The sequence below is a fragment of the Priestia sp. TRM10 genome (genome assembly GCF_057808375.1).
In genome coordinates this window covers 160,831-176,458 of the sequence record NZ_JBJZOT010000016.1, presented here as the reverse complement: position 1 = coordinate 176,458, position 15,628 = coordinate 160,831, and the positions used below count along the sequence as shown (strand labels likewise).

The 15,628-nt window shown below is 36.3% G+C and carries 11 protein-coding genes; 2 read left to right on the top strand and 9 right to left on the bottom strand.

Annotated elements, in window-relative coordinates:
- Positions 1-28 precede the first annotated feature (28 nt).
- Both nasC and nirB read right to left on the bottom strand, forming a co-directional pair.
- A complete protein-coding gene (gene nasC, locus ACK3CR_RS25000; protein WP_243515154.1) occupies positions 29-2,176 on the bottom strand; it encodes an assimilatory nitrate reductase catalytic subunit NasC in 2,148 nt (715 codons plus the stop codon).
- Between the two features lie 25 nt (positions 2,177-2,201).
- Positions 2,202-4,520, bottom strand: coding sequence for a nitrite reductase large subunit NirB (gene nirB / locus ACK3CR_RS24995; protein ID WP_243515156.1), 2,319 nt, complete (start codon positions 4,518-4,520; stop codon positions 2,202-2,204).
- Between the two features lie 208 nt (positions 4,521-4,728).
- Here nirB and ACK3CR_RS24990 point away from each other — a divergent pair, with 208 nt between their 5' ends.
- Positions 4,729-8,097, top strand: a complete 3,369-nt coding sequence (locus ACK3CR_RS24990; protein ID WP_488976278.1) for a hypothetical protein — start codon at positions 4,729-4,731, stop codon at positions 8,095-8,097.
- A 163-nt stretch (positions 8,098-8,260) separates the two neighbouring features.
- Here ACK3CR_RS24990 and ACK3CR_RS24985 read toward each other — a convergent pair whose 3' ends face one another.
- The 6 genes from ACK3CR_RS24985 to ACK3CR_RS24960 all read right to left on the bottom strand — a co-directional run bounded on the left by ACK3CR_RS24985 (position 8,261) and on the right by ACK3CR_RS24960 (position 13,019).
- Positions 8,261-8,548: an AbrB/MazE/SpoVT family DNA-binding domain-containing protein gene (locus ACK3CR_RS24985; RefSeq protein WP_019390547.1), complete on the bottom strand. Its 288-nt coding sequence runs from the start codon at positions 8,546-8,548 to the stop codon at positions 8,261-8,263.
- A 91-nt stretch (positions 8,549-8,639) separates the two neighbouring features.
- Positions 8,640-10,088 carry a glycosyltransferase gene (locus ACK3CR_RS24980; RefSeq protein WP_488976277.1) on the bottom strand — a complete coding sequence of 483 codons (1,449 nt, stop codon included), beginning with the start codon at positions 10,086-10,088 and terminating at the stop codon, positions 8,640-8,642.
- Between the two features lie 51 nt (positions 10,089-10,139).
- Positions 10,140-11,663, bottom strand: coding sequence for a glycosyltransferase family 2 protein (locus ACK3CR_RS24975; protein ID WP_488976276.1), 1,524 nt, complete (start codon positions 11,661-11,663; stop codon positions 10,140-10,142).
- The gene (locus ACK3CR_RS24970) at positions 11,660-11,878 is read right to left on the bottom strand and encodes a hypothetical protein (protein WP_243515174.1); all 219 of its coding nucleotides are present in this window, start codon (positions 11,876-11,878) and stop codon (positions 11,660-11,662) included. Before ACK3CR_RS24970 ends, ACK3CR_RS24975 begins: the two co-directional genes overlap by 4 nt.
- A gap of 19 nt (positions 11,879-11,897) precedes the next feature.
- Positions 11,898-12,245: a DUF2642 domain-containing protein gene (locus tag ACK3CR_RS24965; RefSeq protein WP_019390543.1), complete on the bottom strand. Its 348-nt coding sequence runs from the start codon at positions 12,243-12,245 to the stop codon at positions 11,898-11,900.
- A 192-nt stretch (positions 12,246-12,437) separates the two neighbouring features.
- Positions 12,438-13,019, bottom strand: a complete 582-nt coding sequence (locus ACK3CR_RS24960; RefSeq protein WP_243515176.1) for a DNA-3-methyladenine glycosylase — start codon at positions 13,017-13,019, stop codon at positions 12,438-12,440.
- A 275-nt stretch (positions 13,020-13,294) separates the two neighbouring features.
- Here ACK3CR_RS24960 and ACK3CR_RS24955 point away from each other — a divergent pair, with 275 nt between their 5' ends.
- Positions 13,295-14,122 carry an undecaprenyl-diphosphate phosphatase gene (locus tag ACK3CR_RS24955; protein ID WP_410914170.1) on the top strand — a complete coding sequence of 276 codons (828 nt, stop codon included), beginning with the start codon at positions 13,295-13,297 and terminating at the stop codon, positions 14,120-14,122.
- Between the two features lie 56 nt (positions 14,123-14,178).
- Here ACK3CR_RS24955 and gltT read toward each other — a convergent pair whose 3' ends face one another.
- Positions 14,179-15,462 (bottom strand): glutamate/proton symporter GltT, encoded by a 1,284-nt coding sequence (gene gltT / locus ACK3CR_RS24950; protein WP_019390540.1) that lies wholly within the window; start codon positions 15,460-15,462, stop codon positions 14,179-14,181.
- Positions 15,463-15,628 lie beyond the last annotated feature (166 nt).

Sequence of the window (15,628 nt, the reverse complement as noted above, 5' to 3'; positions counted from 1 at the left end):
GCAGGAAAAGGTTCCCGCTCTTTGCTTTTTAATTTAATATAGGAGAATGAATTGGTGTAATCGTTACGGTTCCTAATTTGAAACCTGGAATCCGGCATATAGGATCAAGCTCTTCGGGGATGAGCATATTCACATTTTGGTCTTCCCCCCAATGAAAAGGTACAAACACCGTATCTTGGCGGATAGCTGTCGAAAATTTACTTCTTACAACAATTTCCCCACGTTCAGACCTCACTTTAACAAGAGTTTGATCTTCAATTCCATATTGGGCTGCTGTTGAAGGGTGAATTTCAATAAAAGACTCGAAGTTCCGCGCTTCTAAAGCTGAGGTTTTTCTTGTTTGCACACCTGTAAGATAGTGAGACATAATTCGCCCTGTTGTTAAATAAAGAGGAAACTGTTCTGTTACTACTTCTTTTCTACTTTCCTTAAGTCCGATAACTTTCATAACAGCTTTCTCGTCGCTATTCATAAATTTCTTCTCAAATAATCGAGCTGTCCCTTCATGCTCCTCTGATGGACAGGGCCAAAGAATCCCTTTTTTACTCTTTATTCGTTCATATGTGATGCCATAGTAATCAGCACTCCCCCCTTTGCTTGCAAGACGGAGTTCATCAAAAATCTCCTCAACATTAGAAAATGCAAAGTACTGTTCTTTTCCAAGCTCCCTCGCTATTCCACGTAGGATGGCCCAATCATTCTTAGCTTCTCCTGGGGCTGGACGAGCACCTTCACGAAGCATAACACGCCCTTCAAGATTTGTGAGCGTTCCTTTGTTTTCAAGATATGAGGTACAGGGTAAAATCACATCTGCAAGCTGAGCAGTTTCAGATACAAACATATCAACAGCAACTAAAAATTCTAAACTTTCAATGGCTTTTTTCACATAGTTGGCATTTGGATTCGAAACAATAGGATTTGACCCCATAAGAAGCATGCCTTTTATTTTACCCTCATGAATTTTCCCCATCATCTCGTAAGCAGAGACCCCTTTATGAGGAAGCTCGCTTTCCTCTACTCCCCAAATGTTAGCAATGTATTTTCGATGTTCTATATTTTCAATTGACCGATACCCAGGAAGCTGATCTGCCTTTTGTCCATGCTCCCTCCCACCTTGACCATTTCCTTGTCCTGTAATTGCTCCGTACCCTGCTCCCTTCTTTCCGAAATTCCCTGTTGCTAATAATAGATTCAAAAATCCTCTTACAGCATCATGACCATCAATTTGCTGCTCAACACCACGAGCTGTGAAAAGCATGCTTGCATTTGCTTCTCCAAATTTTCTTCCAGCTTTTCTAATGAGGGAAAGATCAATTCCCGTTTCTTCTGCAATGTGATCTAAACTTAAACTTTCCACATACTCTTTGACTTCCTGCCACCCTTTTACACGATCGTTAATGAACGCTTCATCAATGAAATCCTCTTCAATAAGAACTTTTAAGAGTCCGTTTGCTAATAGAGCATCTTTTCCTGGTTTTATCTTCAAATGAAGATGAGCTGTCTCTGTTGTAGCTGTACTGCGGGGATCAATTGCAATAATGTACGCTCCATTTTCTTTTGCTTCCTCGAAATATGGCATAATTGTTGGCTGACATTCTGCAATATTTGTGCCAACTAATATAATACATTCTGCTTCTTTGATTTCAGATATTTCATTCGTAAACCCACGATCAATACCTAAAGCTTCCTTAGCAGCAGAAGCAGCAGCTGCCATACAAAAGCGACCATTATAATCAATATATTTTGTTTGAAGGGCAACACGAGCAAACTTGCCTAGCAAATAAGCAGTTTCGTTTGTTAGAGAACCTCCTCCATACGCAGAAAATGAGTCTTTTCCATACTTTTCTTTTAAGTTGCGAATTTTTTCACCAATATACGTAAATGCTTGGTTCCATGAAATCTTAACAAACTCTCCTCCAACTTTTAAAAGAGGTGATGTTATACGCTCGCTATGAAGAGCATGCTGATGGGCATTCATACCTTTAATACATATTCTCCCATGTGAAGTTGGGTTATCTTGAGCAATTGTCATATGCTTTGTTCTTGTTACGATAGATTGCTCAACAAGCTGCATCTTACACTGCATGCTACAATATGGACACTGTGCATCATATACTCTTTCTGACTGTACTTTTTCTTGCTTCTCTCGAAAGTACTTCAGCAACATTTCCGTCATATTTTAACCTCACTCTTTCCTTTGTTTATTGCTGTAAACTACTAGCTTTTCTGCTTTGGTCTTGGTGAAGTCTCTCACATAATAAATCTCTAAAGTTCTGTTCGAACAATACTTCTCGTATATGGACATCTGTTAATCTCTGCACCCATACTCCAAATTCCTCTAGATAGCTTGCCGTTTCCCGGTAGTATTGAATAAGTGCTTTCATCATTTCAACACTTTCCTCATAATCTTTTGCAATAAAAAGTAAGTGTGATGAAGATTCATTTGGTATTTTAGTATACGTTTCAAAGCCTCTTTCTTCCCCAATAATAAGAATGTCTTGGCCGCTTAGCTGAGGTTCTTCATGAACACATGAAGAAAGTCCAATAGCAAGATGATTTGGCATTGTTAATCGTTCAAATGCTTGATCTAACTTATATGAAAGAGGAAAAATAGATTTTTGTTCGCACTCACACTCGTTCCGATATGAAGCTCTTTTAATTGTAACCATTGTTTGGTCTTGTGCTAAGATTGGTAGATGAAGAGAAGTTAAAACTTCTCGAATATTCTCTCTTTTTATGCCGTGCAATTCAATACGCTGTTCATGAGAGAAAGAAATATCTGAGACATTATACTTTTTAGCTACATCTAAGACATGTTGAAGATCGTCAATGTTTGCTAATCCTCCATAAAATTGAGGAGTAAGTGAATATGTGCCGTCTTTTTGCAACTGTGGATACCCCGATTCGCTCTTTTGTTGTTGCAACTCTGGATACATAATTTTTAAATAGTACTGCAATGCTTTTTGACATTTTAAACATCCTTTTTTATTACTCCATTTCAATTCTTGAACTATGCTTTCAAATGAAGTCAGTCTATGCTCTTGTATTTGTTGAATCACTTCATCTTCCGTTAACGTCGTGCATTGACACATTGATTGCTTTACAACAAATTCTTCAAAATCGTCACTTTTAATATAAGAGAAAAGTTCTGTCAGAAGCGGTTTACAGCCCCCACAAGAGCTTGAAGCTTTTGTACAACTTTTTACCTCTTCTATCGTTTGAAGATCTTTTTCTGTTACAGCTTCGATAATGGCTCCTTTTGTCACATTATTGCAATGACAAATCGTTTCTTCTTGAGCCATTGAACAAACTGCTGAACTTTCTCCGCCACTTTGAAGCAAACTTAGTTTATCAATTTCTGAAACATCTTGCTTTTTAATTATCATTTCTAATAATCCTGGTCCCTCTTTTGTACTCCCAAATAACACAGCTCCAACTAAAATATCGTTTTTAAATACTAATTTCTTATAGGTAGATTTAGTTTCATCTAGCACGCATACAGCTTGCGTTCCGTTAGCATCCTCAAAATCCCCAACAGAAAATAAATCTACTCCAGATATTTTTAATTGGGTAGATAAAATGGTTCCTCGATATCCTTTTTCCCCTTGCTGACAAATATGATCTGCGAGCACTCGTCCTTGTTCATAAAGAGGTTTTACAAGTCCATAAACAATACCATTGTGTTCACAGCACTCTCCTACAGCATAAATATCACAGTCTTCTGTTTGTAGATAATCATTTACAACAATTCCTCGATTCACTGTAAGTCCGCTCTCTCTTGCTACCTCAACATTTGGTTTTACTCCTGCAGCCATAACCACCAAATCTGCTTCAACTTTGCTTCCATCTGTGAAATGTATCTCTTCAACTCGTTGATTACCAACAATTTCAGCTGTGTTTTTCTCTAAAAGAAAGTTCATTCCTTGCCGCTCAAGCTCTTTTTTCAACATCTTAGCAGCAATCATATCAAGCTGTCGGTTCATCAGAGCATCTGCAAGATGAACAACATCAACTTTCATCCCTAAATTCATTAATCCTCTTGCAGCTTCCAATCCAAGTAGCCCGCCTCCAATAACAACAGCTTTCTTATACTGCTCAGAGGCTTTTATCATTTCTTCGCAATCTTTAATTGTACGGAAAGTTTTTACTCCTTCCATATCAGCTCCCGGAATAGGAAGAATAAAAGGTGATGACCCTGTAGCAATAATTAGTTTATCGTAGGCAACAGTCCGGCCTTGGTCTGTAAAAATTGTTTTTTCATTTCTATTAATCTTTGTAACAGTCTCTTCTGTAAAAAGCGTAATTCTATTCTCTTCATACCAAGAGCGCTGATGAAGCATAATGTCTTGGATTGATGTATCCCCTTGAAGAACTGTCGAAAGCAAAATACGATTGTAGTTTGTATACGGTTCAGCTCCAAAAACAGTAATATCAAATGAATCACTTTGCTTTAGAATTTCTTCAATACATCTAATTCCAGCCATTCCGTTCCCAATCAACACCAACTTTTCCCTTTGCATCTTTTCCCCTCCAGCCTAAACGATTTATTTTTTATTATTTCATATGTGCTTGAAAATTGGATAAATGATGTTAAATATTCTCACATGTTCTTATAAAATTCCTTTATATTACTTTTATTTTTATTTATTGGATAAAAAGGAAACTAATTAAATAACGGCTTCGTCTATATACGTAGGAAACTTATTTTATGTTAAAGGAGGGAAACATATGGAAAAATTGTCAACTCAACAAAGAGAGAAAATCTTTGAAGAAGAACTACATACCTTAGAAACTAAAAGCTATATCACACCTGCACAACATGATGCAGTTCTTGCTTCTTATAGGCGCTACCAGGATGATAAAAAAACTAAACAGGTTATGAAAATAGAAACCACTTCACACATAGAAGAAAAAGAACCAGAAAAAGAAAAACCTATTGTGAAGGCCAAAGAACCGAAAACACCTGAACAAATTCGCGAGCGCAATATTACAGCAGTTCTTGTAACAGGTGTTATTCTCTTACTGTTTGGCGGACTTATTCTTGCTACGAGCAGTTGGGGAAGTTTGGGGGATGGCGCAAAGGTCTTCTTTATAAGCTTGATTGCTGTTGTATTTTTTGCTATGAGTATTTTATCTTATAAACTAAAAATCTCACAAACTGCTTTCGCTTTTCTAACTCTTGCTAGTTTGTTTATTCCAATAACCATTCTCTCAGCTGCTTATTATGAGCTATTTGGTTCTTATTTTTCTCTATATGGAGAAGGTCGGTGGTTTTTAGGGTTACTAGCAGGATTAGTACTTTTCTTTTTATATAAAAGAATCGCAGAACGCTTTCAGTCTAAAATATTTACTGTCTTATCTCTTATTATGTTTACAATGTCTATTATTACAGGGCTAGTTTATGTAACTCCAAATGCCGAAAGTTTCTTTGTTGCTCTCGTTTTAGTCAACATTCTACTCACTTTTATGAGTGAAAAAATTAAAGAAAGAAAAGCATTTGCTGTTTTTAAAGAAAATGCGAACTCTTTTCTGAAAATAAAAATTACAGCAGAAGCATTTGTTATTCTTTGTCTCTATCATCATTCTGCTTTATATGCAACTGCTCTTTTACTTCTTTCTATTCTTTTTCTGATAATGTTTTTAAAAGGATGGCATTTTCTATATCAAATTGGATTTAGTTTATCTTTTGTTTGGGGATATGTTTTATTCGTAAACACAACAATTCTCACTGAAATTAATTCTATCGCTATTTCTATGCTGCCATTATTTTTTATTGTTCTTTACATTTTTCTAAAGAGAAACGCCGTTTTAGCTCGTAACTTTCAATACTCGTTCGTTGGATTAACACTTTCCGCTTTGTTTTACATTCATATTAGCGAATTTTCTTTACAGCCGAGTGTTGAATATTTATGTTCACTTGCTCTGCTTACTTTACAGCAGTTTTTTGTCACACTTTATATGAAAAACAATCTGTTTTCGATTTCAACTTTAACACTCTTTGTTTTCTTTATCTTTAGAAGTACAGAAGGCTTAGGTTTATCCCCTCTACTGAAAGATTGGATAACTTTTTGCATTGCTGCTGCTCTTTACATTTGCTGCTTTTTATATAGTAAAAAGAAGTGGGAAATATTTAAGCTTGGTGGGGTAATCGTTCCAATATTAACAGGACTTTTTGTATTATCTGATATGCTTGCAAGACTAGAGTGGGAGAGTCTTGTTGTTGCATTTATGTTGTTAACTTTGATCTTTTTCTCAACCTTCAAGAAAGAAAAGGATCCATCTCTCAGTCTATATGGAGTTCCAATTAGCCTTTTGCTTTCTCTCCTTTGCTTTCTAGGTATTGTGAACACAGACACATATATGGAAAGTGTAGGAGCAAGCGGGCATTTTGTACTTTGTGCACTTGTGATGGTGGGCATAGCTTTTATAATAAAGCAAGGAAATCTTAGTTCTTTTTTCAAACCATTTTTCATTGTTGCTCATAACTCATATGCTGTAGCTCTTTTCACTCTTTTATATGAATGGTTTGTATTACAAGATAGTACACCAACTTTAATTTTCCTTGGTGGCATTCTTCTTTATACGCTCACACTACGAACATTCAAATCTCGCTATTTATGGCTTCCATTAGCAATTTCAAGTTTGTTCACTTATCTATCTCTGTTAAATATTTTTCAGTGGCAAACAGCTCAGTCATATGCAAGTTTTCTTCTAACAGGTGGCGCACTATTTTTAGCTCTTTCCTATACGGTAAAAAAATATAGCACGTACGGTCACTTTGTTCTTTTTTGGATGAGTCATTGTGTAACATCTTTAAGTCTATTTTTCACAATACTTGTTGATGCGCTCACGACAATAGACAGCTATCTATATACGTTACCAGTCATATGTTACGCCGCTAGTGCTTTCTATAATGGAAATCTTCGGCAAAAATATTTATTCACATTTTTTAGCCTTTCAACTATTTGTATAAGCTTGCTATTTGTTGTTGAAGAAATTGATAATCCAAATCTCTACTATGCGCATGGTTTTTCATTAACAGCCCTTCTAGCAGCTTTGCTATGGTTAAAAACAAAAGGGGCTTGGAAAACGATTTTTGAGCATTATTGTTTTGGAATTTTAACATTGTCTATTCTAGTTTATTTAGGAGAAACAGCTGGAATTGTTGATTTTAAAAACTTTCTTGTTGTTGTTTCGCTTATTTGCTTTATGATTTATCTGTTGAACAAAAGACATTTATATATACAAATCATTTTTCCCCTGTTTTGCGGGACCGTATTTTATATGAGATTTATTTTCTCATCAACAGCAATAGTAAGTATGACTGTAAGCCTTTTGCTTATCTTGCTTATGCTATTTTTCAATTACCGTTGGAAAGAAGAAGAGAAGATATCGATACGAGTTCTTCCTTATCAGATATTTGGATTTCTTTATATTATCGTTTTAAATGTAAGGATATTTTCAAGTCCTGAAAGTTTTTGGGCTCAGTTTCTAGCAAGTATCTTTGTTCCTTTGTACATTTTTGCTTTATCGATACAATATAAGTTAACAAAGATTGAAAAAGGATACAGAGCACTCATTATTGCTACAGCTTTCTATCCATACAGCGTTGTTTTAAATCACATTGATATACCAGCGCTTATTGAGCTTGAAGTATATGCTATCCCAATTATTGTTATTTGGACATTTATATTCAGAATACTTTTCCCTACTAGTCACTCGATGGGATTAATTGAAATTGGTTCTGTCTGCATCTTCTTCGTTGTTCTTATTATAGATGCGCTGAACAGCAACACAGTAAATGATGCTATTTTGCTCGGGGCGTTAGCAGTCCTCTCGGCTCTAATAGGATTTATTTTGAAATTTAAATCTTATTTTTTAGGCGGAATTGGAACTATCCTGCTAAATATCTATTTGCAAACCGATAGTTTGTGGGGAAATCTACCTTGGTGGCTTTATCTTATTCTAGGTGGTGGATTCTTAATTGCTGTTGCTAGTTTCTTCGAATGGCGCAAACAAAAAGATCAAACAACATCACAAGAAATTTTAAAACGGAATAAAGATAGACTTAAAGCCTGGTTCAAAAAGTGGTCCTAAGTTGTATAAAAGAACGGAAAAAGGGCAAGATAATAGTGTATTCCCCCTTTGTTAAATGGAAGTACTTCTGTAGTACTTCTATTTTTTTAACCTTCTTAATTACCTAGATAAAAGCCTTCATTTCTATTGATAGAAATGAAGGCTTTTACTGTTTATTTGATCTTTAAATTTGCTTTGTTCCAAACTTCTTTTCAATTTCGTTCATAAGAATATCTGCGCCTTCTTTGCTTAGTACAATTTTACCGTTTAATAGGCTCAAATTTTCGCTGCTAACTTCTCCCGTAATCATGCATTCTTGATGTGCTCGGTATTTCTTTAGAATAATCTGTTCGTGATCCAGGTACATCTCTACTGGCTCTTTTGCTTCTAAATTTAGTACTCTTCTTAACTCTTTTGGAAGAACAATCCTTCCTAATTCATCAACTTTGCGCACCATACCTGTCGTTTTCATTTTTCTTCCCCCTCACCAGATTATAACTATCCGATACATCATTTATTTTACGCTATCCAAAAGCTTCTTTCATCTTTTCCACTAAAAAAAATTATAGCTTTGCAAGATAATGAATGGCTTCAAAAAAGTCACCCACAATAAGCTCTGTTGTAGGTGGATAACCTTGCTGAGCAAAATGTCCTCTTAGTCTTATTGCATTTAGTGTATGAACATCCACAGCGTGAACAGCTTCTACTAAAAATCCTTCTTTCATTGCTTTGCATTGAGCAAGTGGTGGAACAGCTAAAGCACTATAGCCAATGCTTTCCACTACCTTTTTACTCATCGCGTGTGGAACAGCAACAAGAGAGCTTGTTTCTAGCTTTTTATGATCACAAGCTACATTTAGCGCATATTTCCAAAGAGGAACAGGGTGTGTTAGAGGATCAGTTTGCTTATTCAGTGCTACATCAATACCAGACTGAACAGCCTTAGCAAAGGGAAATAAGTCTTGAGCTGGAATTGTAAAATCACTATCTACAAACAATAAAATATCTCCTTGTGCGAGCGAAGCTCCCACTCCTCTTCCAACATCGTGGCCTAGTCGATTTTCAAAAAGAACAACTGTTGCTCCGAGACTTTTTGCATATTCCTCTGTCTCATCTGTTGATCCGTTGATTACAACAATAATTTCAAGGGGTTCGAGCTGCCTTGCCTGAGAGATAACATTTTTAATATACTTTGCTTCATTTTGAGCCGGAACAATAACAGATAACTGCTGGCCGTCATAAAGAGTAGAGCGAACTCCCCACCCCTTTTGAACATTATAGTTTTGTATTGCTAAAATCTCTCGATTTCTACCAACGTCCTTGTATCCCCCTCTTTTGTCTCGCAAGAGCTCTTTACTAATACTTTCTACATGTTCCTTTATTACCCTCTTTTCTGAACACGATATTTTATGAAAAAATCCATTATGATGAGAAGGACGAAATCTATTTAGCGTCTTTGTATCTATTTCATGTCTATGTTCAATTCTGCCCGCAACTTTCAACGTTTCTATAAAAGCTTCAACACTATAAGTACTTTTAATAAAACCACTTTTCACAAGAACTTCTTTTGTTAAAGCAAAAGGTGCTTTACAAAACGAACCTTTCCCACACTCTTTATGTCCTTTCCATTCGGCAATCAGTTTCTTCCAAACCTCTGTTGAGGAATGTTCTTTAGGATTCTTGTTAACTGTCACATCACAGTTTCCAAAAAGAATAGAAGTGAGAAACTGCTGAAGTTCCGAAAAAGGGAGTGCAAAGTCAGCATCAAGAAAAAGCAGTACATCTCCGTTTGCTTTTTTGGCTCCTTCGACTCGAGCTGAATGCTGACCAAGCTTCTCAGTATGTTCAATTACAATGCATCCGTTCTCTTTCGCAATTGTACTAGAATGATCTGTACAACCGTTTGCAACGACAATAATTTCTAGTGGTTGAAAAAGTTTAATTCCTGTAATAACAGCTTTAAGTGTCTTTTCTTCATTAAGGACAGGGATAATAACAGAAAGTGATCTCATGTTTATCCTCCTATATTTTCTATGCTGTTATTACTCTATTCAACTTTTGCTTTATGTGTTATCTAATCTTTCTAGAACCTCTTGCTTTCTTCCGCCATCTATGAAACCTCCACGTTTATCCGTTTTTTGAATTAAATGATGAAGAGCTTCAGCATGGTCTCCTAAAATTCGCTCTGTTGAAGATGGAAGATTATTGTTCACTTTCTTATGATCCTTTCGAATTCTATTTGTTGTAATAACATCTACCTCGTGAACCGCCTTAACGATAAATCCATGTTCAATTGCTAGAACTTGAGCAAGAGGTGGAACAATTAATGTTTCATAACCAATTTTCTCAAAAACTTCGCGCCGAATCGCATGAGGAATAGCTGTCATTGTGTTAATGGAAAGATCCTGTCTTTTGGCTGCAAGCATAAGAGCTTGCTTTGCTGCACTTATACAGTGAATAGGGTGAAAGCGATCTAAAAAGCTGTCCAAATCATTTACCGCTACATGAACACCTTTTGCACCAGCTTCCAAAAACGGGCGCAATTCTTCTGCTTTAATAACAATATCTCCGTCTACAAACAAGCAAACTTCTCCATTACTATGCATAGCTCCGATAGCTCTTGGAACGTTATGACCTAGAGAGTAAGGGAAATCAAGGACAATCGCTCCCATGCTTCTCGCCTTTTTAATTGTCTCGCGATCAGCTCCATTCCCAATAACGATAATCTCTTCTACTCCAGCTTTTCTCACTTCTTCAATAACGCCCATAATTGTTTCTTTTTCTTCCCCAACTGGAATCACGGCACTATATTTTATCTTTTTTCTCCATCTACGAGCAAACTTTCCGTAATGTTCTAAAACGCTACGCTTTCTTGGCCCATCTGTTAAGCCGCCCCGCATTCCTTTCTCATTGAGAAGATAAGAAATCGCCTCAATATGATCGCCAATAATTAGATTTGTAGAAGACGGAAGCCCCTCTATAAGCGTTCGGTGCGTTGTCTTCATTTTATTTGTTGTGACAACGTCAACGGCAGCAGGGGCACTAATTTTCATTCCTGCTAAAACGGCAATTGTTTGGGCAAGAGGTGGAACAGCTAAGTTCTTATAGCCAATTCTCTCTGCTGCTTTCTTACTCATAGCATGAGGAATAGCTACAAGTGAATTTACATGAAGATCTTCTCTCTTCAGCATGAAATTTAGCGCAAGCTTCCAGACTGCTACAAAATGTGGCCGAATTTTACGGTAAAGCGTCCAGGACAAGTTGTTTAATGCAATGTCCTGGCCACTTTGAATTGTTTGAACAAAAGGACGCAGCTTTGTATGATGCATAGGAATGTCTCCATCAAGAAAAAGCAAAATATCACCCTTTGCTTCTTTTGCGCCTACTGCTCTTCCAACATCAATGCCTAACTTTTCTTCAAAAGAAATAACCCTGCAGTTTAAATTTCGCGCAATTTCCTCTGTATTATCTGTTGATCCATTTACAACAACAATGATTTCAAATGGATTTAACCCTTTTGCTTCCTTGATAACGTTTGCTATCGTATCTCCTTCATCACATGCGGGAATAATGATAGACAGCTTCATGCCATTTCACTCTGATTTTCAAATAATCGCACATATGTGATAACATCTAGACGGACTGTGACATCTTCTGATGGAATATAAGGTGAATAGTTACTTGAAGTACGAATAACAGCAACGCTTTCACCTACAGACATTAATGTGCCTGTTAAAATATCTACAGGTGTGATAATCTGCACAAGCGTTCCCACTGCTTCTCTTAATGCCTCATTAAACATATAGATAGCCTCCTCTCTATTAAGCTTGATAGATTGCAATAATGCTATCAAAAGGTAATAAAATCGTAGTCTCTGAACTTTCTTCGAGAACTAGATAGTCTTCTCCAACTAAAACAATCGTTCCGTTTAACATATTCACTGTTGTTGAAATAACCACTTCTTGATTCAAGTATTGTTCCGCAATCTCTTTAAAAGGAGATTCTTCACTTTCTTCTAAAATACTCAAAAGGTACTCTCTGAATTCGTCAGAAAATAGCACTTCTTCTACAGCTTCTTTTGTATGCTTTTCAATAAATTCACCAAAGGCATTTGAAAATAGGATATCTCTTATTCGTTTTACAACGGATTTGAAGCAAATAAACAACACAACATAACCTCCAATCAGTTCTATCCGTATTCTATGCAACAGGCTTATCCATGCTGCTTTAATAATATATACATTTGGATAAATTTCGTGAGGTAGAGAAGCCTATTTTTCAGCCTATTTCTATAAAAATGGGGTCATTAACTAGAAAAAAGAGAAGGCTTAATAGAGCCCTCTCTTTTTTCTAGTTAATGACTATCTTGAGACAAATGGATTTCCCTCAATCCAAAAACGCCAAGGGTAATCTCTTGCTTCTCCGCTATTCTCAATTCCTATCCTTGGCCCGCTGCTAATTTGCTTTGGTAAAATACCTTTTTTAAGATAAAGAGGTGATTTACGAATATCGTGTCCATAATCATCCATTGTAATCCCTAATGCTTTTGTAAGCTTTCCAGGTCCATTTGTAAGCTGCACTTCTTTTTTTACAGCTTGCCCTCTTCGTTCATACATCAGCGGGATACCTGTGGCAGGCTCTACAGCCCTTATAAGAACAGCCTCAGGTTTGCCTTCTTCACCACTTACAATATTCACCAAACAATGTCTATGCATTGTATATGTATAGACATATCCCTGTTTTCCAAACATTACTTCCGTTCGCTTTGTTCGTCTATTATTAAAACTGTGGGCTGCTCGATCTTCTGGTCCTTTATATGCTTCAGTTTCTACAATATAGCCGGAAGCAACACCTTCCTCTGTTTCCTTTACAAGTAAACATCCTAGCAAAGATTGAGCAAGTTTGAGCGTTGGCTGTGCGAAAAATTCCGGTTGAAAATCCATAGAGGGCCTTCCTTTCTATTTTTGTTTGCTCTTCATTTCTTTTCTATGTTATGATACCCAAGATACTGCTAGGAAACACATGAGCTTATCTTTTTAAGAGAAAAGCATATTACATAGTTTACCAATTTAATAGCAGTTCTTTTAGCTAAACAAACGTTTATTTAACTCTTAATCTTTTCCAGTAGAAGAAAATGAGTATTCTTTTTCACCTTTTTGCAGTATATAATAAGAACGTTAAGTTAAGATTTTACTTTGTGTTAAGAGGAGATTTTAAAATGATTGATATGTTTGATTTACTGAAAGCTCTGATTCTTGGAATTGTGGAAGGTCTGACGGAATTTGCTCCTGTTTCTTCAACAGGCCACATGATTATTGTTGATGATTTATTGTTAAAATCAAAAGAGATTTTAACAGAACCTGTTGCAAATACGTTCAAAGTAGTCATTCAGCTCGGCTCTATTTTAGCCGTTGTTATTGTATTTAAGGATCGATTTATTGATTTGCTTGGTTTGAACCGCAAAAAGCACTACGCAAATGAAAATCGTCTAAAGCTAGGGCAAGTTATTGTAGGCCTACTCCCAGCTGCTGTACTCGGTCTTTTATTTGAAGACTTTATCGATGAGCATCTATTTTCTATTAACACCGTAATATATAGTCTTGTAGTAGGAGCTATTCTAATGATTATTGCGGATATTGTAAGCCGTAATAAACCGCAAATCAATACGATTGACAAAATAACGTACAAGCAGGCGCTTGGCGTTGGTCTTTTCCAATGTATTGCTCTTTGGCCAGGGTTCTCTAGATCAGGGGCAACAATTTCAGGCGGGGTTTTACTAGGTATGTCTCACCGTGCTGCTGCTGACTTTACATTTATTATGGCTGTTCCTGTAATGGCTGGAGCAAGCTTTTTATCTCTCCTAAAGAACTGGCAGTACTTCTCGATGGATGTTCTTCCATTCTTTATTATCGGATTTATTAGTGCATTTGTTTTCGCATTAGTATCCATCCGCTTTTTCTTAAAATTAATTAACCGAATCAAATTACTTCCTTTTGCGATTTATCGAATCATCATTGCGATTATCATTTATATCGTATTTCTATAATAAAAAAGGCCCGTACTCTTTTAAAAGAGTATGGGCCTTTTAATTTCAAGAAAATGTTAGTTAGCATCTAATGGTGCTGGTTTTCTCTTCATAATCTCATTTGCTTTCTTACCGTCAAATTGACCTTGCCAATGAGACATAACAACAGCTGCAAGAGCATTTCCAACTAAGTTAACAACTGTTCTTGCCATATCCATAATACGGTCAACCCCTGCGATAAATGCTAAACCTTCAGCAGGGACACCAATTGAACCAAGCGTTGCTAGAAGTACAACGAATGATGTTCCAGGTACAGCAGCCATTCCTTTTGATGTTACCATCAATACAAGAACAAGTGTGATTTGATGCCAAATTGTTAAATCAATACCATACACTTGAGCTAAGAAAAGAGCTGCAATCGATTGATAGAGAACGGAGCCGTCCAAGTTAAACGTATATCCAATTGGAATTACGAAAGAAACGATAGATTTTGGACAACCAATTTCCTCCATCTTCTTCATAATTCTTGGAAGTACTGTTTCTGAACTTGATGTACTATAAGCAAGCAAGAGCTCGTCCTTTAGATAAGCAAGCATTCTGAAAATATTAACATTCGCAATTTTAGCGATAATTCCTAGTACAACGATTAGGAAGAAGATAAGCGCTGCGTAAACAAGAATAATAAGTTTACCAAGCGACATCAACGAATCAAAACCGAATTTAGAAACTGTAACTCCAATAAGTGCAAAAACCCCAAATGGAGCAAACTTCATAATCATATTTACGACATTAAACATTGCCTGTGCTGTTGCATCAAAAAATGCAATAACAGGCTTCCCTCTTTCACCAAGCTTAGAAATTCCTAGTGCAAAGAAAACAGTGAAGAAAATAATCGCAAGCATATCTCCTTCAGCTAGTGATTTGAACAAGTTTGTTGGCACGATATGCAAAAACGTTTCTGCCACAGACTTTTGACTTTCTTCTTCTGATGTTTCTACATATTGACCAATGTCTGTTTTCTGAGCAGACTCTATATCAACACCTTGTCCTGGCTGAAAGATATTTGCTAAAAATAGACCAATGATAATTGCAAATGTTGTTACAATTTCAAAGTAAGCAATCGTTTTTACACCTAAAGATCCAACTTTCTTACTATCACCAGTTCCTGCAATTCCAACGATAAGACTTGCAACTACGATTGGAATTACAATCATTTTAATTAATCTTAAAAAGATATCTCCAATTGGTTGAAGATATGTTTCAACGTTAGGATTCCCGAACCAAATTGCCCCGACTGCAATCCCTAGAATTAAACCAAGGAATATTTGCGAGGCTAGTCCGAACTTAAACTTCTTTTTCATAGGTGTCCTCCCTTATAGTGACAATTCGCTAAATAGTCACAACATTATAATCATACGTTATGCATTATACATGTTTCTGACCAATTAATCTATGTAAAATTCTAACTAAATCAAAAATCGCACACGCTTACATTGTTAAAACCCCCTTCTAAGCCTTATTATTTCA

Bases quoted from the DNA above. Each gene is read 5' to 3' on its own strand.
- nasC (WP_243515154.1), bottom strand. From the start codon at position 2,176: ATGACGGAAATGTTGCTGAAGTACTTTCGAGAGAAGCAAGAAAAAGTA.
- nirB (WP_243515156.1), bottom strand. From the start codon at position 4,520: ATGCAAAGGGAAAAGTTGGTGTTGATTGGGAACGGAATGGCTGGAATT.
- ACK3CR_RS24990 (WP_488976278.1), top strand. From the start codon at position 4,729: ATGGAAAAATTGTCAACTCAACAAAGAGAGAAAATCTTTGAAGAAGAA.
- ACK3CR_RS24985 (WP_019390547.1), bottom strand. From the start codon at position 8,548: ATGAAAACGACAGGTATGGTGCGCAAAGTTGATGAATTAGGAAGGATT.
- ACK3CR_RS24980 (WP_488976277.1), bottom strand. From the start codon at position 10,088: ATGAGATCACTTTCTGTTATTATCCCTGTCCTTAATGAAGAAAAGACA.
- ACK3CR_RS24975 (WP_488976276.1), bottom strand. From the start codon at position 11,663: ATGAAGCTGTCTATCATTATTCCCGCATGTGATGAAGGAGATACGATA.
- ACK3CR_RS24970 (WP_243515174.1), bottom strand. From the start codon at position 11,878: ATGTTTAATGAGGCATTAAGAGAAGCAGTGGGAACGCTTGTGCAGATT.
- ACK3CR_RS24960 (WP_243515176.1), bottom strand. From the start codon at position 13,019: ATGGATTTTCAACCGGAATTTTTCGCACAGCCAACGCTCAAACTTGCT.
- ACK3CR_RS24955 (WP_410914170.1), top strand. From the start codon at position 13,295: ATGATTGATATGTTTGATTTACTGAAAGCTCTGATTCTTGGAATTGTG.
- gltT (WP_019390540.1), bottom strand. From the start codon at position 15,462: ATGAAAAAGAAGTTTAAGTTCGGACTAGCCTCGCAAATATTCCTTGGT.